This is a genomic window from Arsenophonus symbiont of Ornithomya chloropus (genome assembly GCF_964026495.1).
In the GTDB taxonomy this organism is placed as follows: domain Bacteria; phylum Pseudomonadota; class Gammaproteobacteria; order Enterobacterales; family Enterobacteriaceae; genus Arsenophonus.
The window spans coordinates 680767-705140 of record NZ_OZ032148.1 but is presented as its reverse complement, the minus strand read 5'-3'; the positions used below and the strand labels follow the sequence as shown (position 1 = coordinate 705140).

Annotated in this window: 15 protein-coding genes, 3 tRNA genes and 2 pseudogenes; 10 read left to right on the top strand and 10 right to left on the bottom strand. The window is 23.1% G+C overall.

The genetic code is table 11. The annotated features are described in order from the left end of the window. Window positions 1-33 precede the first annotated feature (33 nt). The 4 genes from ABNS14_RS02680 to ybeY all read right to left on the bottom strand — a co-directional run bounded on the left by ABNS14_RS02680 (window position 34) and on the right by ybeY (window position 3908). Window positions 34-759 carry an amino acid ABC transporter ATP-binding protein gene (locus ABNS14_RS02680; RefSeq protein ID WP_348666164.1) on the bottom strand — a complete coding sequence of 242 codons (726 nt, stop codon included), beginning with the start codon at window positions 757-759 and terminating at the stop codon, window positions 34-36. A 130-nt stretch (window positions 760-889) separates the two neighbouring features. Next, complete coding sequence (lnt, locus tag ABNS14_RS02675; RefSeq protein ID WP_348666163.1) at window positions 890-2428, bottom strand: apolipoprotein N-acyltransferase; 1539 nt, start codon at window positions 2426-2428, stop codon at window positions 890-892. Between the two features lie 12 nt (window positions 2429-2440). Then, window positions 2441-3319 carry a CNNM family magnesium/cobalt transport protein CorC gene (corC, locus tag ABNS14_RS02670; protein ID WP_348666162.1) on the bottom strand — a complete coding sequence of 293 codons (879 nt, stop codon included), beginning with the start codon at window positions 3317-3319 and terminating at the stop codon, window positions 2441-2443. Between the two features lie 64 nt (window positions 3320-3383). Then, complete coding sequence (ybeY, locus tag ABNS14_RS02665) at window positions 3384-3908, bottom strand: rRNA maturation RNase YbeY (RefSeq protein ID WP_348666161.1); 525 nt, start codon at window positions 3906-3908, stop codon at window positions 3384-3386. Window positions 3909-4814: 906 nt separating this feature from the next. On the opposite strand from ybeY, the gene ABNS14_RS02660 reads away from it, so the two are divergent. Further along, a complete protein-coding gene (locus ABNS14_RS02660; protein WP_431603636.1) occupies window positions 4815-6050 on the top strand; it encodes an FAD-dependent oxidoreductase in 1236 nt (411 codons plus the stop codon). A gap of 418 nt (window positions 6051-6468) precedes the next feature. Here the strand turns inward: ABNS14_RS02660 and ABNS14_RS02655 are convergent. The 3 genes from ABNS14_RS02655 to ABNS14_RS02645 form a co-directional block, all read right to left on the bottom strand. Further along, window positions 6469-6543, bottom strand: a tRNA-Gln gene (locus ABNS14_RS02655). Window positions 6544-6591: 48 nt separating this feature from the next. Next, a tRNA-Leu gene (locus ABNS14_RS02650) sits at window positions 6592-6674 on the bottom strand. A gap of 10 nt (window positions 6675-6684) precedes the next feature. Further along, a tRNA-Met gene (locus ABNS14_RS02645) sits at window positions 6685-6759 on the bottom strand. A 702-nt stretch (window positions 6760-7461) separates the two neighbouring features. Here ABNS14_RS02645 and glnS point away from each other — a divergent pair. Next, window positions 7462-9132, top strand: coding sequence for a glutamine--tRNA ligase (gene glnS, locus ABNS14_RS02640; protein ID WP_348666160.1), 1671 nt, complete (start codon window positions 7462-7464; stop codon window positions 9130-9132). Between the two features lie 362 nt (window positions 9133-9494). On the opposite strand, the gene fldA is transcribed toward glnS, so the two are convergent. Continuing rightward, on the bottom strand, window positions 9495-10031 hold the full coding sequence (fldA, locus tag ABNS14_RS02635; RefSeq protein ID WP_348666158.1) for a flavodoxin FldA: 537 nt from the start codon (window positions 10029-10031) through the stop codon (window positions 9495-9497). Window positions 10032-11004: 973 nt separating this feature from the next. After that, the gene (locus ABNS14_RS02630) at window positions 11005-12285 is read right to left on the bottom strand and encodes a CNNM domain-containing protein (protein ID WP_348666157.1); all 1281 of its coding nucleotides are present in this window, start codon (window positions 12283-12285) and stop codon (window positions 11005-11007) included. A 1899-nt stretch (window positions 12286-14184) separates the two neighbouring features. Here ABNS14_RS02630 and rpsP point away from each other — a divergent pair. The 5 genes and pseudogenes from rpsP to tyrA all read left to right on the top strand — a co-directional run bounded on the left by rpsP (window position 14185) and on the right by tyrA (window position 16715). Then, window positions 14185-14427 (top strand): 30S ribosomal protein S16, encoded by a 243-nt coding sequence (gene rpsP, locus ABNS14_RS02625; protein WP_348666156.1) that lies wholly within the window; start codon window positions 14185-14187, stop codon window positions 14425-14427. 14 nt (window positions 14428-14441) lie between these two features. Next, window positions 14442-14990, top strand: coding sequence for a ribosome maturation factor RimM (gene rimM / locus ABNS14_RS02620; protein WP_348666155.1), 549 nt, complete (start codon window positions 14442-14444; stop codon window positions 14988-14990). Between the two features lie 30 nt (window positions 14991-15020). After that, a pseudogene (gene trmD / locus ABNS14_RS02615) lies at window positions 15021-15763 on the top strand (tRNA (guanosine(37)-N1)-methyltransferase TrmD). A 64-nt stretch (window positions 15764-15827) separates the two neighbouring features. Further along, window positions 15828-16181, top strand: coding sequence for a 50S ribosomal protein L19 (gene rplS / locus ABNS14_RS02610; RefSeq protein ID WP_348666154.1), 354 nt, complete (start codon window positions 15828-15830; stop codon window positions 16179-16181). 261 nt (window positions 16182-16442) lie between these two features. Further along, window positions 16443-16715, top strand: a complete 273-nt coding sequence (gene tyrA, locus ABNS14_RS02605) for a chorismate mutase (RefSeq protein ID WP_348666153.1) — start codon at window positions 16443-16445, stop codon at window positions 16713-16715. A gap of 791 nt (window positions 16716-17506) precedes the next feature. Here tyrA and bamD read toward each other — a convergent pair. Beyond that, window positions 17507-18211, bottom strand: a complete 705-nt coding sequence (gene bamD, locus ABNS14_RS02600; RefSeq protein WP_348666152.1) for an outer membrane protein assembly factor BamD — start codon at window positions 18209-18211, stop codon at window positions 17507-17509. Window positions 18212-18338: 127 nt separating this feature from the next. Between bamD and rluD the strand changes: the two genes are divergently transcribed. From rluD to trxA, 3 genes and pseudogenes are all read left to right on the top strand, one after another. Beyond that, window positions 18339-19292, top strand: coding sequence for a 23S rRNA pseudouridine(1911/1915/1917) synthase RluD (gene rluD / locus ABNS14_RS02595; RefSeq protein WP_348666150.1), 954 nt, complete (start codon window positions 18339-18341; stop codon window positions 19290-19292). A 523-nt stretch (window positions 19293-19815) separates the two neighbouring features. Next, entirely contained in the window at window positions 19816-22392 is a 2577-nt protein-coding gene (gene clpB / locus ABNS14_RS02590) for an ATP-dependent chaperone ClpB (protein WP_348666149.1), read from the top strand. Window positions 22393-23601: 1209 nt separating this feature from the next. Then, window positions 23602-23903, top strand: a pseudogene (trxA, locus tag ABNS14_RS02585) (thioredoxin). Window positions 23904-24374 lie beyond the last annotated feature (471 nt).

Below are 24374 nucleotides of genomic sequence, written 5' to 3'. Positions count from 1 at the left end.
TATAAGTTAATCTAAAGTATAGTTTGTATTAGATTAGTGTATTATTTTTTCAAGAAATTCTTTAGCTCGTTTTGATTTTGGTTCAGAGAAAAAATCTTTTTTATGGCTATTTTCAACAATTTTTCCTTTATTCATGAAAATTATTCGATTGGCAACTTTTTTAGCAAATCCCATTTCATGGGTAACTACTATCATGGTCATACCTTCATTAGCAAGATTAGTCATTACATCAAGAACTTCATTAATCATTTCTGGATCTAATGCTGAAGTTGGTTCATCGAATAACATTGCAATTGGATTCATAGCAAGTGCTCTAATGATTGCAACTCGTTGTTGTTGACCACCAGATAATTGAATGGGAAATTTATTGATGTGTTTAATTAATCCAACACGTTCTAATAATTTTAATGCTATTTGTGTAGCATATTTTTTATTTCTATGTAAAATTTTTGTTTGTGCTAATGTTAAGTTATCAATAATAGATAAATGGGGAAATAATTCAAAATGTTGGAATACCATTCCTATTTTTAAACGTAATGTGGATAAATTTGTTTTTTTGTTATTTACATGAATATTATCAATGAATATATCACCATTTTGAATTGGCTCTAAACCATTTATGGTTTTTATTAATGTTGATTTTCCTGAACCGGATGGCCCACATATTACTACAACTTCTCCTTTTTTGATAGACATTGAGCAATTTATTAATACTTGAAATTTTCCATACCACTTGGAAACATTATTTAAATAAATCAAAATATATCCTTTTTAAATTTTATGTATAAAATTTATAATAAAATATTAATAGTAGAATAGATAATTAATTTTAATAATCAATATAATTTAATTAATGATATTAAATATTTTTTGTTTTTTAGATTTTTTATTATAAAAAAAATTTATTTTTATTATTAACAAATGCTAATATAATAAATAAAATAACAAATCCCCACATAGGCCCATGACTCCAAAGTGCATAAGGTGTCATACCTGTCATTGGTATTACTGTAGTATATAATACTGAACGAGTAAATTGAGGAAGTTTTGATTGAATATTTCCATAAGGTGTAATGACTGCTGTAACCCCATTATTTGTTGCATTTAATAATGGTCTTCCAAGTTCAAGTGCACGCATACGTGCCATTTGTAAATGTTGCCATGGGCCAATAGAATTTCCAAACCAGGCATCATTTGCAATACTTAACAAAAAATCTACATTTGGTTGAAAATTATCTCGTATTTGCTTACCCAAAATAATTTCATAGCAAATTGCTGCATTTAGATGAATATTACCAACAATTAATGGTTTTTGATAATAATAACCGGAACTGAAATTCGACATGGGTAAATTAAATAAAGGTGCAATTGGACGTAAAATTTTTTCTAATGGAACAAATTCACCAAAAGGTACTAAATGGTGTTTTTGATAACGATTTTTTGTTGGATATTGATAAGGTTTTTTTTCTCCTAAAACAATAATAGTATTAAAATATTTTTTTATATTTTCTTTGTTTTTTTTTGCGTCAACGATACCAGTGATTAAATGAGTTTTTTTTGAACGTAATATATGATCTAATGATGTTAACCAAATGTTGTTATGTAATTCTAAAGATGGGATTGCAGATTCAGGCCAAATTATAATATCTGCATTTCCAATATAAGGTTTAGATAAAGAAAAATAAATACTCATTATATTTTTTAAAAATTCTGTTTTCCATTTTAAATTTTGAGTTATATTTCCTTGAACTAAAACAATTTGTGATTTTTTTTGTATAACTGGTGTAATCCAATTATAATTTTTTATTATTATTGGTGAATATAATATAATAATACCTAAAAACAATGGAATAAATTTTCTTTTAATGACACTAAATACAAAAAAATTACTGATGAGGACTAATAGAAAGGTTATCATTTCAACACCAAAGATTGGTGAAATATTTTTAAGTGGTCCATCAATTTGAGTGTATCCAAATTGTAACCAAGGAAAACCTGTTAGTATTGAGCAACGTAAATATTCTGTTAATTGCCATATTGATGGTGCTGCAAAAATAAAACGGCAAACATTTGCATCTGGAAAGAACCGATTTAATATATAAGAAAATAATGCAGGATAAAATGATAAATAAGCGATAAAAAATATTATTAAACATATATTAATAATAAATGGCATTCCTCCAAAATTGCTAATACTGATATAGACCCAATGAATGCCGCTAAAAAATAGGCCGATACCCCAAGAAAATCCGGTTAAGAAAGCTTGTTTTTTTGAAAGATTAATAATTAAGAATTGTAAGCCAAAAAGAGAACATGGTGCTGTTAACCAAATATCAAAAGGTGAAAAAGCTAGTGTTCCTAAAAGACCAAAAATAAAACTTATTAATGTTCGTGACCATGGATTTTGATCCAATTTTATTTTTTTCATTATTACACAATACTATTTTTCTAAAAGTTTTGGTGTAGGTGCTTGATCAGGAATTTTTACCTGAAGTTGTATGATTTTTCTATTATCAGCCATGGTTATTTTAAAGATGTAGTTATTAATTGTTATTATCTCTCCTTGAGATGGTAAATGTCCAAAAGCTTGCATTACTAAACCACCGATTGTATCAACTTCTTCGTTTTTGAATTTTGTATTGAATATTTTATTAAAATCATCAATTTGTGTTAAGGCACGAACGAAGTATGCGTGTTTGTTCAATTGACGAATATTCATATTTTCTTCATTGTCATATTCATCTTCAATTTCTCCAACAATCAATTCAAGAATATCTTCAATAGTAACCAAACCTGATACCCCACCAAATTCATCTATTACAATTGCCATATGATAACGTTGAGAGCGAAACTCTTTTAATAAAAGATCGACATGTTTACTTTCAGGTACAATAACAGCAGTACGTAATATTTTTTTAATATTAAAAGGTTCTGCATGTGTTCGCATAAATGGCAATAAATCTTTTGCTATTAATAGACCTTCAATATGGTCTTTATCTTCATTAATTACTGGAAAACGAGAATGCGCTGATTTAATAATTACATCAAGGCATTCTTCTAAAGATTGATTATGTTTTAATGTTATAATTTGAGAACGTGGAATCATGATATCTCTAACACGTTCATTAGCAATATTCATGACACCTTCAAGCATCTCTCTTGTATCAGGATCAATCACATCTTTTTGTTCTGAATCACGTATTAATTCAACTAAATCATTTCGATTTTTTGGTTCACCTTGAAATAATTGATTGAGGATACTAAAAAAATTTCTTTTAAAAGAAATATTATCATTATTTGTAGAATGTTCGTCGGTCATAGTATTGTATTATTTTTTTTTGATAGTTTATCCTATCATAATTATTATGATATAAAAAATATGGTTAGGTATTTTTGATCTTATAAGGATTAGGATAACCTAACATTTTCATGATGTTGATTTCTATATTTTCCATTTTTTTTGCTTCAAGATTATTTATATGATCAAATTTTAATAAATGAAGACAGCCATGTATTACTATATGTAGCCAGTGAGCATTTATTGTTTTTTTTTGTTCAAGAGTTTCTTTTTCAATTATTTGTCGACAAATGATGAGATCACCCAGTAATGGTAAAGAAATATTTTTTGGTGATTCAAATGGAAAAGATAAAACATTTGTTGCTTTATTTTTTCCTCTGTATTTGAGATTTAAATTTTGACTTTCTAGGATATCTACAATACGAATTGTAATTTCACTTTTATATTGAAAGTTTGGTAAGAACGCTTCTAACCAATTTTGGAATAAGTGTTTGCTTGGTAGCCCAGTATTATCATTACAGGCAATTTGGAGGTCAAGAATTACTGATGGAAAGAAATATTTTTTCTTTTTTTGAAGTTTTTTATATTTTTTTGTGTTGTTTGATGACATTTTTTTGAAAAAGATAAAATTTTTATAAAAAATCAAATTATATAAAATTTCATTAGAATGAAAATTATTGATGTTTGTTGTTTTTGATTTTCATATTGCTCAATGAAGATTTTGTTAATCATTATAAATTATATTTATTGATTTATTGAATAAATATAAAAATTATTAAGATAATTATTTTATTGTATTGCAGATAATTTATTTCATATTATTTTTTCTTTTTTCTTTTTATCTAAAAATCTTGAATATTGTATGATTAATAGTAGTAAAAATAGTATTGCATTTCTTAATTTTTTGTTTGATTAGCAAGTTTTTCTTTTGTATTAAAGCTTATTATTTTGTTGAATTGCTAAATTTGATTTTTTATAAAAAAATTAAAAATATTTATTATGCATTTATAATAGAATTAATAAAAAAATTTATATAAAAGATTAAGTATTTTTTAATAGTGCAGTATTATTTTTAAATAAAAAATAGCATAATAGCTTAAAATAAAAAAGTAAAAATCAAGATTTTTTGAAATCTTTTTTGATATATGTAAAATAAAATTATTTTTAATATGGATTTTTAAGAAGGTTATTCTTTAAAATTATTTTTTGTATAAATAAAAATATTTTATAAAAATAGCATTTTTATATAGATTTAGTGTTGCTGTATGATTTTACTATAATTTTTATAGAAAAAATAATAAAGTAATTTTTCTTTATTCGTATTTTGATGCGATTTTAAATTATTTATGTTGATTGTTATAATTATTATTTAATTTATTATAAAATTGATCGCATGAATTGTATTATTGTAGTTTTTAAATTTAAAATGTTGCTTAAATAACAAAAATTTTTAGTTTTTTATATAATTATATTTAATATATACTATTGTTATGATGGTAAGTGTACATATAAAAATATGTTTTTAAGTGTTATTTCACGATATTCACTCAAAGGTAGTATGTTAAAAAATAAAATAAAAAAAAAATATGATATTGTAGTAGTTGGTGCTGGTATGACAGGTGCAGCAATTGCTATTGGATTAGCAAAAGAAGGTTGGAATATTCTTTTGTTAGATCAGAGTAGCACGTTACCTACATCTTTAAATATTCAAGATGAGCCTGCTTTGCGTATTTCAGCGATAAATTATACATCATGGGAATTATTAAGGGCACTTGATATATCTAAGAGTGTTTTAAATTTTCGCGCTGTGCCTTATAAAAAATTAGAAATTTGGGAAAGTAAAAACTCACATGTGATATTTGAAGCAAAGAGTATTGGTTTTTCTGAGTTGGGTTATATGATTGAGAATGATGTTTTGCAAGTTGCTTTGTTAGATACATGTTTACAATATTCTAATCTTACTTTGTTAGCGCCAGCAAGAGTAATAGGAATGACTTACTATAATAAACAATGGAAAATTACTTTAAATAATAATTGTCAAGTCTTAACAAATTTAATTATTGGTGCTGATGGTGCAAATTCACAAGTCCGTTCTTTTGCTGGAATTAAAAGTAATATTTATCAATATAGTCAATCGTGTATGTTAATTACAGTGAGAATAGAAGAATCACAGCAAGATATTGCTTGGCAGCAATTTTTTCCCTCTGGTCCTCGTGCTTTTTTGCCTTTGTTTGGTCATTGGGCTTCTTTGGTTTGGTATGATACTCATCTACGTATAAAACAATTACAAAATATGTCATTTAAGGAACTTACGAAAGAAATTATTTTGTCTTTTCCTCCTCGTTTTAAATATATAGAAGTTGTTAAAAGAGGTTTTTTTTCTTTGATTCGTCATCATGCTAATTCTTATGTCCAAGATGGAGTAGTATTAATTGGTGATGCTGCACATACAATTAATCCACTTGCAGGTCAGGGAGTAAATCTTGGTTATCGTGATGTTGCTAGTTTATTAAAAGTATTAATTAATGCAGAAAAATGTTTGTTGCCATATTATGAACGAGCAACTTTATTAAGTTATCAAAAAAACAGAATATTAGATAATGTGTTTATGCAGTTAAGTATGGATCTTATTTACGGTATTTTTTGTTCGCAATTACCTGCTGCAAAATTTTTTAGAAATTTTTTTTTGATGTCTATACAACGTACAAGTTTTCTTAAAAAAGAAATTATCAAATACGCTTTAGGATTATAAAATATTACTAGATTATTTTGTTTAAAATAAGATTTTCTTTAAGATAAAAAATAGTTTACAAAATTTAATAATATTTTTTTTATTTTTCAATGGTAGCAATCTTTATTTTTTAAATAAATATTTAGTTATACAATTTTAATTTTTATAAAAAAAATTAATATATTAAAATTTTTTAAAAATATTTTTGTGATCTATTTGATTATATAGAATATATATATCAAATATATTACAGGATTGGTGAATCTGGGTATTGACCTGTAAATATGTTATTAATGCTTTATAAAATATATTGTATATACTAATTTTTTTTTATGTATTTTTGTTTTTTTGTATAATTATTCTTATATAATTCTTATATATAATATATATTATTTATATCTTATATGTGCATAAAAAAGATTTTTGGAATAAACAATTATGGCTGGGGCACCAGGATTCGAACCTGGGCATGCCAGGATCAAAACCTGGTGCCTTACCGCTTGGCTATACCCCAAAAAAATATTAAGAATATTGAGATTATATAATATGTGTAGTATGTGTGTACGGGAGGCGAGATTTGAACTCGCATACCTTACAGTGCCAGAATCTAAATCTGGTGCGTCTACCTAATTTCGCCACTCCCGTAAAATGCTAGTGGCTACGACGGGAATTGAACCTGTAACCCCAGCGTTATGAGTGCTGTGCTCTAACCAATTTGAGCTACGTAGCCTTAAATTATATTTGTATTTAAACATTGAATTAAAATTATGCGCATATGAAATAAAATCGTCAACTGTTTTTTAATATTTTTAATATAAATGTAAATTTTTTTATTAAAAAAATATTTTTGAGGATATAAAATTTTGATTATTAAATATGTAAATGTTAATTTTTATTAATTTTTAATGGTATGAGAATTATATAATAAGTCAATCTTTATAAGAATTTTAGAAAACTTTTGTTTATTGCTTATTAAAATATTTTAAATATAGTATTTTTGATAGTTGTTTATTATTAAAATAATGAACAAAATTTTTGTTTCTAAAGATTTTTTTGATGAAAAAGTAATGATAAAATACAGTAAATTTACATTATGAATCTATTTTTATCATGACGCTTTATATATTTCCAATTTTTTGTGAAATCTTAAAAAATAATTCTTATAATATTTTTATGTTATAGCTTTTTTTTGAAATAAATTAAAAATATATCTTTTATAAAGATATATTATATATTTTTATAATTTTTATTAATCTATTATTTAAAATAAAAAGAATTTTATTTATATAATATTAATATTTAATATTTTCATTAATTTCATAAAAAATAATTTTTTGGTTATAGTGATTATTTTTATTATTATTGAGATGTTATAAATTTTTTATTAATAAAATTATTTTATTAGAATTTTTGTATTTTTTTAGGAGTTATAATGGTGAAAATACCAAAAAATATTCAAACAAATTTTGTTCGAAAAATTATTGATAAAGATTTATTTACAGGTAAATATAATCATATACATACTCGTTTTTCACCTGAACCAAATGGGTATTTACATATTGGTCATGCTAAAGCAATTTGTTTGAATTTCGGTATTGCGGAAGATTATCATGGTAAATGTAATTTACGTTTTGATGATACTAATCCAGTTCAAGAGAATATTAAATATGTTCATTCTATTCAGGAAGATTTGCAATGGTTAGGTTTTCATTGGAGTGATGATGTTAAATATGCTTCAGATTATTTTTATGAATTTTATCAATTTGCAATAGAACTTATTCAAAAAGGTTTAGCTTACGTAGATGAATTAACTCCTGATGAAATTCGTGAATATCGTGGTACCTTAAAAAAGGTTGGTAAAAATAGCCCCTATCGGGATAGGAAAATTACTGATAATTTAAAGTTATTTCAGAAAATGCGAAATGGTGAAATTAAAGAAGGAAAAGCTTGTTTACGTGCAAAAATTGATATGTCATCTCCTTTCATTATTATGCGAGATCCTGTTTTATATAGAATAAGATATTCAAAACATTATCAATTAGGTAATCAATGGTGTATTTATCCAACGTATGATTTTAGTCATTGTATTTCTGATGCATTAGAGGGCATTACCCATTCGCTTTGTACTCTTGAATTTCAAGATAATCGACGTTTATATGATTGGATATTAGACAATATTAGTATTGATCATCGTCCAAAACAATATGAATTTTCTCGATTAAATCTTACGTATACAGTGATGTCAAAACGTAAATTAAAGCAATTAGTAGAAAATAATCTTGTAGAAAATTGGGATGACCCAAGAATGCCAACTATTTCTGGATTACGTCGGCGGGGTTATACTCCAAATTCTATACGTGAATTTTGTCGCCGTATTGGTGTTACTAAGCAAGATAATAGAGTTGAAATGATTTCATTAGAATCTTGTATTCGTAATGATTTAGACAAAATAGCACCACGTGTAATGGCGGTATTAAATCCTGTTAAAGTAGTTATTGAAAATATGGCTATTGATAAAAAAATATTTCTTGATATATCTAATCATCCAAAGAACCCTGAAATGGGTACTAGAAAAGTTCCATTTAGTAGAGAACTTTATATAGATCGAGCTGATTTTCGTGAAAAATATCATAATGCATATAAACGTTTAGTATTAAATAAAAAAGTGCGTTTACGAAATGCTTATATTATTCAAGCTAATCGTATTGATAAGGATTTAAAAGGGAATGTTGTTGCTATTTATTGTACTTATTATCCTGATACTTTAAATAAAGCTCCTGGTGATGCTCATAAAATAAAAGGTGTGATTCATTGGGTAAGTGCATTACATGGTGTGTCAGCAGAAATTCGATTATATAATAGTTTATTTGATGTTGTTTCACCGGATACAGCAAAAGATTTTTTAAAACATATTAATCCATTTTCTTTAGTAAAATGTAAAGGTATTGTTGAACCAGTTTTGATGATGTCAAAACCTGGTACAGTTTATCAATTTGAAAGAGAAGGTTATTTTTGTAGTGATATTTATTGTCATAGCAGAGAGCATTTAGTTTTTAATCGTACTGTATCATTAAGAGATACTTGGATGAAAATTAAGATGTGATTATTTTTTAAAATAATCATATTTATAAAATATATTTAAATATTAAAATTAAATAAAACTAATTTTTTATATAAAAAATATTAATAATTTATAACTAGAAAATTATATATTATTTTTTATTGACAATTTCTGCTTTTATTTTTTTTATAAATATCTAAAAAATCTAATTTTAAATAATTTTAAATTTGATATTTAATGTAGTATCTGTACTAAATTTATCGTAAGATAAAAATATGTCATTTTTTAAAATTAAAATTGTTTTATATTTTTTTGTAAAAAAATATATCTCTAACTACTTTAAGTAAATTAATTTATATTGTAGTTTGTTAAATTTTTAAAACACGAATATTTATTTTAAAATATTATTCTGAAGTTAGAGATTTTTGCAAATTAAGTTCTTGAGATATTTGTTGTACCCAATTTTTAATACGTCCTTCTGTTAGTTCATGCTGTCTGTCTTCATCAATAGGAAGACCAACAAAATAATTTTCATCAACCAATCCTTTAGATTCTTCAAAATAATACCCTTGTCTTGAATAGTGACCAATAATAGTTGCACCATTAGGTTCAATTATATTTTTTAGAATTCCCATAGCATCGCAAAAATATTCTGCATAATCTTCTTGATCACCACAACCAAAAATAGCAACTTTTTTATTGTGAAAATTAATAGTTTTTAATGTTGAAAAGAAATCTTCCCAATCACACTGTGCTTCTCCATAATACCATGTAGGTATACCAAATAATAATATGTTAAATTTTTCAATATCTTCTTTATTGCTTTTAGCGATATCATAAATTTTAGCGATATTTGAACCGCCAAGAGTTTTTTGAATTATTTTAGCTACATTTTCTGTATTACCAGTATCACTACCAAAAAAAATACCTATTGTTGCCATACAATATTGTAACCTCTTCTTAAAATAAAAAATGTTTTTTCTGATTTCTCTTATTTAATTTATCTTAATGAAAAATTATATTTAGACATAAATAAATATTAATGAATTAAAAATTTGATAGTATTTTTGACATAATTCTTGTAATAACTTTTTATAAAAAGAAATCAGAAAAATTATCATGTTTCTGATTTTTTGTCATATTATCGAAATAATTGTGATTAATTCAAGTAATATTTATTTTTTTGTATAGATCTTTACCCTATTATTTTAGATGTAATTTAAATTATAAAAATATTTATAATAAATATTATTTATTCTTAATACGGTTTAATTAATTTTTTTATTTTATTTTAGAATAAATATGTAAAAATAAAACATTCGTATAAAATTTTTTGTTTTGGAAGTATTAATACTACTAAAATTATATAGTATAATAATTATAATTATATTTTATTTTAATTATTTTTTGAATATTTTTAGTTTTTTATTTTGATATTTTGTAAAATTTTAAGGTAATTGATCAAATTTTAAAAAATATTTGTTTAGATTAATTAATATTATTTAATTATTATTAAATATAAAAAATTATTTTAATATTTATGTTTTTTATAAAATTTTTTATTTTTTATATATTATATCATTTAAATATAAAATCTTATTATTACTAATAATAAGAATATTTTATGAACACATTGCTATATGTTGTTTTATCTTTTTTTAAAAAAAATATTGGGGTAGTTAATTTTTATAATTTGTAATTTATTTTATATGGATATATAAAATTCATATTTTGATGAAATATTGTATTTTTTTAAAATAATAATTTATAATTTTCTAAAAATAGTATAAAATCAATGAAAAAGTTTTAACAGAAATAAAAATAAATAAGTGCAGATGATATTTCATATATTATTAAAATTCATAGATGTTATTTATTGGAGCATTACATCTATATAATGTAGATTTGAAATTATCATGTTGTAAGAGATGATACACTAATGAATGTTGCTCTTACTTTTTTAATTACACTACCATTAATAGATAATATTTCAAAGTGATAGTTTCCTATTTGAATTTTAGTATTTAAAATTGGGATATCACCAATTTCCTCTAATAATAAACCGTTAATAGTTCTAGCACCTTCGACAGGTAAATGCCAATTAAAAATTTTATTGATTTCTCTTATATTGGTAGCACCATCCATTAAAATTGATCCATCTAGTTGTGGTAAAACTTCTTGAGATAAACTTGGAAACATAGATGTAGTAAAATCTCCAACAATCTCTTCGAGAATATCTTCTACTGTTATCAGTCCCTGAATATCACCATATTCATCAACAATAATGCCTATTTTTTCATTTTTTCTTTGAAATTTGATTAATTGTATGTTTAATGAGGTATTTTTTGGAATAAAATAAATTTTATCGGCAGCTCGAATTAAGTTTTTTTTATTGAATTCCTGTTTTTCTACCATTAATCTATAAGCTTCACGTATACGTAACATACCAATCATGTCGTCAAGAGTATCTCGATAAAGAACAATTCTACCATGTGGAGAATGAGTTAATTGACGAATAATTAATTTCCAATTTGTATTAATATCGATACCAATTATTTCATGGCGAGGAACCATAATATCTCCGACAGTCACTTTTTCTAAATCTAAAATTGAAATTAACATATCTTGATTTTGACGAGATAATTTAGTTTTAGATTCATTTACAATAGTACGTAATTCATCTTTTGATATAGCATAGTTATTTATAATAGGTGATTTAATTCCAAAAAGATTCATAAATATTATCGTAATTGTATTGAATAACCAGACAATGGGTAATAATATTTTTTGTAAGGGTTTTAAAAAAAAACTACTAGTAAAAGCAATTTTTTCTGGGTACAATGTTGCCATTGTTTTTGGTAAAACTTCTGCGAAAAGTAAAATTATAAAAGTTAAAATACCAGTTGCAATAGCAACACCGATATGACCATAAAGTCTCATTCCGACAATGGTAGCCAATGATGATGCTAAAATATTAATAAGATTATTCCAAATTAAGATAAGACTTATTAAGCGATCTGGATGTTTAAGCAATGCTTCTACTCGACGAGCAGATTGATTACCATTTTTAGCTAGATGTCTTAAACGATATCTATTTAAACTCATCATTCCTGTTTCTGAAGCAGAAAAGTAAGCTGATAAAATAATCATTATAATCAGTATTATAATTAAAGTATTTGTTGAGACTTGCTCCAAAATAAAATTCCTATTTTACTAATTATGATAATTATAAAAATTTTATGAAAATTAAACAATGATTTTACATATTTAAAGATATTTATTTTATAAAAATTATTTTTAAAAAAAATATTTTTAATGAGATTTTGAATATTTTTGATTTTGTGTATTCTATTATATGTAACAAAATTAGTTAATATTCGATATAGTAAAAAAATAAAAATGGTAATGTTTTTAAGAAAAATATACTTTTTTCTCGATTACTATTATTAAAATTATTATTAAAATAATAAATAATCTAAAAAAATAAGAAATTTATGTTAATAATGAAAACATTATCTATATGTATTTTTTTGATAATCAATTATTTTATGATTAATACCGATTAATATAATTAAAGAAATTAAGTTTAAGTGATAAAAATTTTTTGTTTTTTCATTAAGAATTAATATCTTTAAATATAATTTGATAATTGATTTTATAGTAAACAATAAGTAAATTTAAATAAGTAAGAGATTGATATATTTTTTAAAAGTATAAATAATAGTATGATATATAATTATATTTTAAAAATATTATATATAAAAATAAATAATGGCAAGAACAGATTTTTTAGTTAATTAAGAAATATATGAAATATTTATAGATGATTCCATTTTTTTAAAGACTAAAATATTCTTTTAAAGTTATTAGCAGCAGTTTTGCAAAAGTTTTTAATGCTTATTTTATTTAAAAAAAAAATCATAATAATACATTTTATGTAATATCGAATAAGTAATTATTGATAATTTTTTTATAAATTTTTATCTGAATTTTATAAAAAACAAACATTAGACGAAAAAGTTGAGTAAGAAAAAAAATAAAATATTATATCTAAAAAAATCTGAATAGTGATGCTATTAAACTGTATTTTTATGTAATTTGAATATATAAAAGTATTTAATTACTTTAAAATATTCACATTTTTAAAGATATTAATCAAAAAGTTATATACTAAGTTAAAATTTATTATTTTTTATCATGTGTCAATTATTTAAATTAATTATTATAATATTGTAAATATAATAAAAAAAATTGTTGATTATTTTGATGTTTAGTTTTTAAGATTTTTATAAAAAACTATTTTTATGAAGTTAATTAAATTACTGTATGATCAAAAATCATAGATTTTTTGATATTTTTATGTAAAATTTTTAAAATTTATCAAGCATTATAAAAAAGATTTATTTTTTATTCAAAATATAATATAAAAATGTAATATATTATTAGAAATAATCCGATTTTTTTTAGTAAAATTTTATGATATTTATTAAGAATTAAAATTTTATAATTTATTAATTATTGATATATCGTAGAGATTATCGATTAATAAATAAATAGAAAATCCGTATATATGAATTAATATTTTTTGATAAAAATAATAATTGTTAATTTAAAAATGCTTTTAAATAAATGCAATATATGAAAATATAGATGGTATTTCAAAATATATATTTTAAAAGAGATTAATTATAAATGATATTTTAAGTTTTATGCGCATGGAAATTGCAATAAATAATTTTTTTTTTTGAAATAAAAAATTATTATTTTAAATAATTATTAAAAAGAATTTTATTTAAAAATAAAAAAATTTATTATAAGTAATAATACAAATTTATAACATCTTAATTTTGTTAACCATTTAATTTTATACCATGCATAAAGCATAAGATACAATAAAAAATATTATTAATTTAAAGAATTAAAAGTATTTTTAATATAAAAAATTTTAGTTAACTTTATTTTTCATAAATAATATTTTTTGAGTATATAAAATTAGTATTTTCATTGTTTTTTATGTAAAAAAGAGTAAAATATTTTTATATTAAATTTTTGTTTGAATTATTTTAGTATTTTTAAACTAAGTAAGAGAATTTTATGGTAATAATTCGTTTAGCTCGATTTGGTGCAAAAAAACGTCCATTTTATCAAGTAGTTGTGACAGATAGTCGTAATGCACGTGATGGTCGTTTTATTGAAAGAATAGGTTTTTTTAACCCAATCGCATCAGGTCAAGCAAAAAAAATGTCTTTAAAGTTAGATCGCATTGATTATTGGATTTCTGTAGGTGCACAAGTTTCTGATCGTGTTTTCATGTTAATTAAACAACTAAAAAAATAGTTTAATTTTCTATTATGGTTAAAAAAAAAGTTTTTTTTGTAAATCCAATTAATCCTATTATATTAGGGAAATTAGGTAAAACATATGGTATTCATGGTTGGATAAAAATATTTTCGTTTACTGAAAATATTGAAGATATTTTTAATTATCAACCATGGTTTGTTCAATTGTTAAAAGAATGGTATCAATTAGAAATTGAAGATTGGAAATATGATAATAAAAATATTTTTACAAAATTTAAAAATATTTATAATAAAGAATATGCTGATTTAATGATTAATTGCAAAATTATTATAGATTCAGGACAGCTTCCTCTTCTAAAAAAAAATGAATACTATTGGAAAGATTTAATAGGTTGCAAAATTTTTAACAGTCATGCCTACTATTTGGGGCATGTTACAAATTTGATTGCAACAGGAGCAAATGATGTATTAGTAACACAAAATCTTAAAGATTCATTTGGAATCAAAGAAAGGTTGATCCCATTTCTTTATCAGAAAGTTATAAAGAAGGTTGATATTGCTACTAAAATAATTCAAGTAGACTGGGATCCGAGTTTTTAGAAATTTATTAAACGTTTTTAGTAAAAAAATATGTGGATTTGGATTATTAGTTTGTTCCCAAAAATGTTTCATGCAATTACGAATTATGGCATAACAAGTCGTGCAATAAAAAAAAACTATTGACGATAGAGTGTAGTGATTTAAGAGATTATGCTTATGATAAAAGACGTACCGTAGATGACCGTCCCTATGGTGGTGGCCCAGGAATGTTAATGATGGTTCAACCAATTAGAGATGCAATTTATATAGCAAAATCTTTTATGGGTCAGGATGTTACAGTAATCTATCTTTCACCACAAGGTAGAAAATTAAATCAAAAAGGTATTTTTGAGTTATTATCAAAAAAAAAATTAATTTTGATATGTGGTCGATATGAAGGCATAGATCAAAGAATTATTGAAACTGAAATCAATGAAGAATGGTCAATAGGTGATTATGTTCTTACTGGTGGAGAGTTAGCTGCTATGGTAATGATTGATGCTATTTCTCGTTTTATCCCAGGTGTTTTAGGTCATAAGCGATCAGCAGAAGAAGACTCTTTTATGACAGGATTATTTGCTCCTCCCCATTATACACGGCCAAAATTATTAGGAAATATGGCAGTCCCTGATGTTTTATTATCTGGTAATCATAGCAAAATTAATCGTTGGAGAAAAAAACAATCATTAGGATACACATGGCTTAAAAGGCCTCAACTTTTGATGAATTTAAAATTAACCGAAGAACAAAAAATGTTGTTATTAGAATTTCAAAAGGAATATGAAGGAACATAAATAAAGAATTTAATAATATATTTTATATATATTATTTTTGATGGTTTTTTTATAAAAGGTAATTATGAATAATATTATTCAAGAATTTGAAAAAGAACAAATAAAAAACTGTATTCCATTATTTAGACCAGGTGATTCTATAGAAGTTAAAGTATGGGTTGTCGAAGGTGCTAAAAGACGGTTACAGGCATTTGAAGGTTTAGTGATTGCTATGCGCAATCGTGGTTTTCAATCTGCATTTACTGTAAGAAAAATTTCAAATGGAGAAGGTATTGAAAGAGTATTTCAGACTTATTCACCAATTATAGATAGCATTATTATTAAACGTTATGGTGTTGTACGTAGAGCTAAATTATATTATCTGAGAGAGCGTTCTGGAAAAACAGCTCGTATTAAAGAACGTCTTAATATCAAATAATTTCTTTGCTCTTAAAAAAATATCGAAGAAATCAAAAATAGCTTAATAGTATTAAGCTTTTTGTTTTTCTTTTGAAATGATTTTATGAAATATTTTATTAAATTTTATACATTGGTATAATTAATTTTAAAGAGTTAAAAATCAATATTTTTTTAATGTTAAGTTATATTTTTAGCTTATATTTATGTAATGTAGTTTAATTTTAGTAAATATATAATAAATAAGAAAAGAAAAGCTAATTTTTTAACATAAGGTAGATAAATGTTAGTAGAGTTATTACAATTACGTAAAAAAATTGATAAAATCGATCAATTATTCTTAAAACTATTAGCAAAAAGAATGCAATTAGTAATAGCAATTGGTGAATTTAAATGGAAAAAAGGGTTACCAATTTATATAAAAGAACGTGAAAATACAATATTAGAATTGCGACGTAAAGAAGCGAAAAAAATAGGTGTTTCAGCTGATTTAATCGAAGATATTTTACGTCGTATTATATGTGAATCTTATAAGTATGAAAAGAAAAAAACATAAATATGTATTTTTTGTTGTGATGAAATTATTTAATCATAAATGTTGTGTTTATTAATAGTGTATAAATATTTATAAATTATTATAAATATTTATTTTGATTATTTTATTATTTTTTAATAATATATTATGTGTTAATATTTATTATAAATTAAATGAGAATAGTTGTATTATATTGTTAATTATTCTATAGAATAATTAAGAATTTAGTTATCTATCTTCTTTAATTAATTGTTAAAGAAATATTTTTTATTTTGAATAGATTGTTAACAATATTAAAGAACGAGTTATGATCATATTAATTTTAAATATGATTATATGAATTAAATTTAATAATTTATATCATATATTAATAATATATAAATTTTTTTAAAAAAGATTCAAGTTTTATTGATCTATATTATTATCTTTTTAAAAGAGATGTTTACAATATATTAATATTAATGATGATTAAATATGAATCTATATTTTGAGGTAATGATAAACTTGATCCTTATTTTTTCTCAATGCGTAATTTCTATTAATAGCAATTTTTTGTATTATATTTTTTATAAAAAAAATATATTAAAGTAAGAGATAATATTTAAAAACCTAAAATTTTTAATAATATATCGTATATATTAAAAAACAAGAATATAACTTAAGTTTTTTACAATAATATTATTTTTAATATAGATCAAAAAATATATAAAATTGTTTTTTATAAAGTATGAAAGTATATTTAATTATCAAGTTGTATTTTCAGTAATTTTTTATTTTTTATTTTTTTAAAGGATTTAGTTCTAGCAATTTTATCACTTTATTTTTTCATTTAGTAAACCTAATTTATTATAGGCTATTTTCATATATTGTAGTGCATGTTGTGTATATTTACTGTCTGGAAATTGTTTTAACATGTTTTTAGTACGATTAATAATGGCAATATAAGCACCACGTTTACTATAATATTTAATAATAGCCAATTGATATTTTGCTAATCGTTCTTTTATAAGAAATAAGTGTTTTAGAGAATTATTTACATAGAAACTATTAGGATAAGAATGAATAAGTTGAGTAAAGCTTTTAAAAGCTGCGATGGCATATTGAGGATCTTTATCAGAATGATCTATACCAAAGAAATCTTGTAATATGTTTTGATCTAATTTTTGCGCATTTAATCCACGCATATATAAAACATAATCAATGTTATGATCATTTGGATTTGATAGAATAAAACGATCAATTATTTTTATTGCTAAAAAAAATTCTGCTGATTTATAATACGCATAAATTAGATCTAATTGAGCTTTTTTTTTATATACACTTAATGGATAATTGCTACATAATTTTTCTAATAATTTTATAGCTCCTTTGTAATTATGTTTTTTTAATTTTTCTTGACTACTTTGATAAATATCATTTTCAGAAGCTTCTGATATGATATTTTTATTGCTAGAGCATCCAGCAATTAATAAATTAATTGTAATAAATATCAATAAATATTTTATTTTTTTTTTCATTTATTTTGTTTCCTACGAATATTTTTATCAAATTCCCAATTTTTTTAAAAAATATTATATAATTATTATATATTTTAAACAAAAAATAGATATTTCGAACAAAATATAATTTTTTTAGCTGATTGTTATGTCTGAAAAATTACAACTTAATGCAAAAATATTGCCATCACAATTTTCTCAACGTTTAGATAAAGTGTTAGTCTCTTTATTTCCTGATTATTCTAGATCACAGATAAAAAAATGGATTTTAAATAATAGAGTTCAGGTTAATAATGAATATGTAAATAGCCCTAAAAAAAAAGTAGTAGGCAATGAAAAAGTTTTGATTAATCTTGTAATCAAAAAAAATATCTGTACAGAAGCAGAAAATATTCCTTTGAATATTGTGTATGAAGATGATGCAATACTTGTGATCAATAAACCTGCAAATTTAGTTATGCATCCAGGTATTAAAAATCTGAATGGGACATTATTAAATACATTGTTATTTCATTATCCTGAAAATATAAATGTTCCCAGAGCAGGTATTATCCATAGATTAGATAAAGGCACTACAGGATTAATAGTTATCGCAAAAACAATAACTGCTCATTCAAATTTGAGTCAAGCTATAAAAAATAGGAAAGTTATACGTGAATATGATGCTATAGTAAATGGTCTTGTACAATGTAGTGGGATAGTTGATCAGCCAATTGCTCGTCATCCCAGTAAACGTATACATATGGCTATTAATAAAATTGGAAAACCTGCTATCACTCATTATAAAATAATAGAAAAATTTCGTATACATACTAGAGTAAAATTAAGATTAGAGACAGGTAGAACACATCAAATTCGTGTTCATATGGCACATATTAATCATCATGTAGTTGGTGATCCTGTGTATTATGGATCGGTACGATCATTAAAAGGTTTTTCTGAATCATTTATAAAAATGCTTAAAACATTCAATCGTCAAGCACTTCATGCTAAAAAATTACGTTTGTATCATCCTATAACAGGTAATTTGATGGAGTGGTGCGTAGAACCTCCTAGAGATATGCTTATGTTAATTGATATGTTAAAAAAAAATTTATATTAAAGCAAGAGATTTACTAATGGAATGCAAAAATACCGTGAAAATTTAATAGAAAAAAGATTGATAATTAATATTTTATATAATTGGTAATATTTATATTTTTAGTTGTTATAAAAAACTATATTTTTTGTATAAAATTTTATTATTATGATTAATTTCAATAAGTAAGAATATTATATATAGTAACTGTTTTTTTAAGAAAAATTAGCGAAAATTTAGTAATAGATATTTTATTTTAAGTTATTGTAATTGTAATTTACTTTTGTAAAAAAGCATTTTTTATGATAAAATCATTAGATAAAATATTTACTTTTAATAATATTTGATATTAATTTCTATGTTATTCATAGAAAGATTTCTAATAAAAAATTTTTTAAGGATTTATACAAAAATTAATATTCATTTTTTATAAATTAAGTAAGATTAAGTAAGATTATATATATCATATAAATATTTTTTATAAAAAATGTGTCGTAAAATTTAATTATTTTTTATAGCAAATATTTGATTATCTTTTGGAGATTTTATGCATTTTGAACGTTTTACAAATAAATTACAAGAAGCATTAATTGATGCTCAATCTTTAGCTATTAAAAAAGATAATCAATTTATTGAACCAATTCATTTGCTGATTGCTTTATTAGAACAAGAAGGAAGTACTATAAAATATTTATTAACTTCAATGGGTATTAATATAAAAAAATTAAGCGATCAATTAAATGATATTTTGAATGTTTTACCACAAGTGCATGGTGGAATTATTGGTGATGTTCAACCATCAAATGATCTTATTCGTCATCTAAATTTATGTGAAAAAATAGCACAAAAAAAAGGTGATAAGTTTATTTCATCAGAGATATTTCTTTTAGCAATTTTTGATGCAAAAACTTTTCTTACTGATAAAATTAAAAGTATGCAAATTATTAAAGAAGATATGGAAAAGGCGATATCATTAATGCGTGCCGGAGATAATATTCATGAAAAAAGTGCTGAAGAGCAGCGTAATGCACTTAAAAAATATGCCATAGATTTAACTCAAAAAGCTGAAGAAGGAAAACTTGATCCTGTTATTGGACGTGATGAAGAAATTCGAAGAACTATACAAGTACTGCAGCGTAGAACAAAAAATAACCCAGTTTTAATAGGAGAACCTGGGGTAGGAAAAACAGCTATTGTTGAAGGGCTTGCTCAAAGGATTGTTAATGCTGAAGTACCTGAAGGGTTAAAAAATAAACGTGTATTTGCATTAGATATGGGTACTTTACTTGCAGGAACAAAATATCGTGGTGAATTTGAAGAACGTTTGAAATCAGTTTTGCATGATCTCAATAAACAAGAAGGTAATGTTATCTTATTTATTGATGAATTACATACTATGGTTGGAGCAGGTAAATCTGAAGGTGCAATGGATGCCAGTAACATGTTAAAACCAGCATTAGCGAAAGGAGAATTACACTGTGTTGGTGCTACAACATTGAATGAATATCATCAATATATTGAAAAAGATGCAGCATTAGAACGTCGTTTCCAAAAAGTTTATATTGTTGAACCAACTGTAGAAGACACAATAGCAATTTTAAGAGGATTAAAAGAACGTTACGAATTACATCATCATGTGCAAATTACAGATCCTGCTATTGTTGCAGCAGCAAATTTATCTAATCGCTATATTTCTGATCGCATGTTACCAGATAAAGCAATAGATTTAATTGATGAAGCTGGAGCAAGTTTGCGAATGCAAATGGATTCTAAACCAGAATTATTAGATCGGTTAGAACGTCGGGTGATGCAACTAAAACTTGAACAAGAAGCTTTAAAAAAAGAATTGGATAAAGATAGTAAAAAACGTTTAAAAATGTTACAAGAAGAATTAATAGAAAAAGAAAAAGAATATTGGGCATTAGAAAAAAAGTGGAATGCTGAAAAAGCAGAACTAACAGGTACCCAAGATATAAAAGCGAGATTAGAAAATGCACGTATAAGTTTAGAACAAGCACGTCGTAATAGTGATTTGGCTAAAATGTCAAAATTACAGTATGGTGAAATTCCAGAATTAGAAAAACAACTCGCAGTAGCTACTAGTGTTGAAAATAAACCAATGAAGCTATTACGTAATAAAGTTACTGATATTGAAATTGCAGAAATTGTAGCAAGATGGACGGGGATTCCTGTGATTAGAATGTTAAAAAATGAACGTGAGAAATTATTGCATATGGAGGAAGAAATTCATAAATTTGTTATTGGACAAAACGAAGCAGTAAATGCTGTATCGAATGCTATTCGTCGTAGTCGGGCTGGTTTATCAGATCCTAATCGTCCTATTGGTTCTTTTTTGTTTTTAGGTCCTACTGGTGTTGGTAAGACTGAGTTATGTAAAGCACTTGCAAATTTTTTGTTTGATAGTGACAATGCTATGGTACGTATTGATATGTCAGAATTTATGGAAAAACATATTATTTCTAGATTAGTTGGTGCGCCACCAGGTTATATAGGATATGAAGAAGGTGGTTATTTAACAGAGGCAATACGAAGACGTCCTTATTCTGTTATTTTGCTCGATGAAATTGAAAAAGCACATCCAGATGTTTTTAATATTTTGTTACAAGTACTTGATGATGGCCGTTTAACAGATGGACATGGGCAAACGGTAGATTTTCGTAATACTGTTGTGATTATGACATCTAATTTAGGCTCTAATTTAATTCAAGAACGTTTTGAGAATTTATGTTATGATAATATAAAAGAGATTGTAATGGAAGTGGTTAGTCGTAGTTTTCGTCCAGAATTTATTAATCGTATTGATGAAGTTGTTGTATTTCATCCATTAAATAAAACACAAATTAAAAATATTGCAAAAATACAATTATCACGTTTGTATAAAAGATTAGAAGAACAAGGTTATAAAATAATAATTACTGAAAAAGTTCTAGAAAAGTTAGCTGAAATAGGATTTGATCCAGTATTTGGTGCTCGTCCTTTAAAACGAGCAATTCAACATAAGATAGAAAATATGTTAGCTGAAAAGGTATTATCTAATACACTATTACCAGGAAAGGTAATAACATTAGATGTTGAAGAGAATAGTATTATTGTTTTGCAATGAACGAGTATATTTGTTTTTTGTATAAATTTTTGTTTTATTTTGAGTTTTGTATTTTTCAACTTTATTTATTGTCAGTATTTATATGATTATTAATTTGTACATAATTTTGAATATTAATAAATTTTATAATTTGAATTTAAAAGATTGATTTAAGGAAATATACATTAAAACTATAAATATTTTATGAATTTAAATTTTTCTTATATTATTTTTATAAAAATATTTTATTGCAAAAAACTTTTATATATTTTTTTATGAAATATGATCTTCTGATCAATTTTTATTTTGCTAGTTTATTGATATAATTATATATAACTACTTTTTTATATATATTTTATATATAAATAAATATTAATTAATAAATACTAATTATTATGGGAAAAATTTTGTATATGGCACATATTTAAAATGTTTTTATTTATTTTCGTTCTGATTTTTTTAGTGTTAAATATAATCATTGAAATTTTTTCTAATTATGTTTAATATAAAATTATTTTACATTTGTTATTGATTGTTATTTTGTTTAATTTTTTAAACAAATAATGTTTTTGCATTGAAGCAATATAAAAATTAAAGTTAATGTATTTGTAAGCAGAATATGAAAAATTTTTTATGATAATTAAATTTTAAAAATATTTTTTTGAATAGCGTTTTTTTAAAAAAAATATTAAGAAAATATTGCTTTAATATATTTTATATAATACAATAAAAGATATGATCTTTATCATCTAATTTATTTTAATAAAAAAAAATACAGATTATATTGATTATTATATATAATTATTCATATAATATTGATTTTTATTAATTATCTGGGATCTGGGACGATAGTTTTTTTATTAAAAACTATTATTTTTATTAAAATTATTAAAAACATAGTTAGTTAAATTAATTTAACTAATATTAGTTTTAAAAATAAAAAAAATTGCATATATTTTTTAATAAAAATATTAAATTATATTTATATTAATAATTATATTAATGTAATTGTTTTAAAAAATATGATAAACACGTATCATTAAATATTTGAAATATAATATATGTAGCATATAATCAGTTTCCTCACAAAAACATTTGTAATAGAAAACAATATACTTGCTTTAAAAGATATATTCATTAATAATAAAATGATATTTATTTTTCAATATTGGAAGTAATTAAAAAATGAACAAAAATTTAGTACTTCATTTTTCTGATAAAAATTTTTAAATAAAAGCCATAAAAGCCATAAAAGCAATAAAACCAGTATTAATTGATTTTTGGGCAGTATGGTGTGCTCCTTGTAAAATAATTTATTCTATTTTAGATGAAATAGCTAATGAGTATGCAATGAAATTAATTATTGGAAAATTAAATATTGAGAATAATCCAATTATAATAGCTAAATATGGTATTTGTAGTATTCCAACTTTGTTGTTTTTGTTGTTTTTTAAAAAAGGAAAAAAATTGATGAATATGTAGGTTTGTTATCTAAAAATCAATTGCAAAGTTTTATCGATAAAAATATTTAATTTTCTGTAAAAAAGAAAATAAAAAGGGATTTAAATATTTTTTAATAACAAAAATTTTTTAAATAGTATGTATTTTAATAAATAAATAGGTGTTTTAAATGATTTTAATATAACGTTATAATTTAATTTGATACATATCTTTATAAGATCTGAAAACTAAATATTTGATTTTTTATACATGTTTTTATAAGTAAAAATGCTAAAAATTAGAAATTTTATTATAGTAAGATATAATTATTGATTTTTGTGGTAAATCTTTATTTTTTTATGTCGATTTTTTTATATGGGAAAACAAAACATATAAATTATAAAAAACTTTGGCATTTTCTTTAAATTACATATAATTTTCCAACATGAAGTTATACTATAATAAAATTAATATTTTTAATAAAAATATTTTAATAAAAATATTAATTTATTATTATTGATATTATATAATAAATCAATAATATATTGTGCATAATTTTCAAA

Coding starts and splice junctions, on each gene's coding strand:
- rplS (WP_348666154.1), top strand. CDS start 15,828: ATGAATAATATTATTCAAGAATTTGAAAAAGAACAAATAAAAAACTGT.
- glnS (WP_348666160.1), top strand. CDS start 7,462: ATGGTGAAAATACCAAAAAATATTCAAACAAATTTTGTTCGAAAAATT.
- ABNS14_RS02660 (WP_431603636.1), top strand. CDS start 4,815: ATGTTTTTAAGTGTTATTTCACGATATTCACTCAAAGGTAGTATGTTA.
- clpB (WP_348666149.1), top strand. CDS start 19,816: ATGCATTTTGAACGTTTTACAAATAAATTACAAGAAGCATTAATTGAT.
- rpsP (WP_348666156.1), top strand. CDS start 14,185: ATGGTAATAATTCGTTTAGCTCGATTTGGTGCAAAAAAACGTCCATTT.
- lnt (WP_348666163.1), bottom strand. CDS start 2,428: ATGAAAAAAATAAAATTGGATCAAAATCCATGGTCACGAACATTAATA.
- ybeY (WP_348666161.1), bottom strand. CDS start 3,908: ATGTCATCAAACAACACAAAAAAATATAAAAAACTTCAAAAAAAGAAA.
- rimM (WP_348666155.1), top strand. CDS start 14,442: ATGGTTAAAAAAAAAGTTTTTTTTGTAAATCCAATTAATCCTATTATA.
- tyrA (WP_348666153.1), top strand. CDS start 16,443: ATGTTAGTAGAGTTATTACAATTACGTAAAAAAATTGATAAAATCGAT.
- bamD (WP_348666152.1), bottom strand. CDS start 18,211: ATGAAAAAAAAAATAAAATATTTATTGATATTTATTACAATTAATTTA.
- fldA (WP_348666158.1), bottom strand. CDS start 10,031: ATGGCAACAATAGGTATTTTTTTTGGTAGTGATACTGGTAATACAGAA.
- rluD (WP_348666150.1), top strand. CDS start 18,339: ATGTCTGAAAAATTACAACTTAATGCAAAAATATTGCCATCACAATTT.
- corC (WP_348666162.1), bottom strand. CDS start 3,319: ATGACCGACGAACATTCTACAAATAATGATAATATTTCTTTTAAAAGA.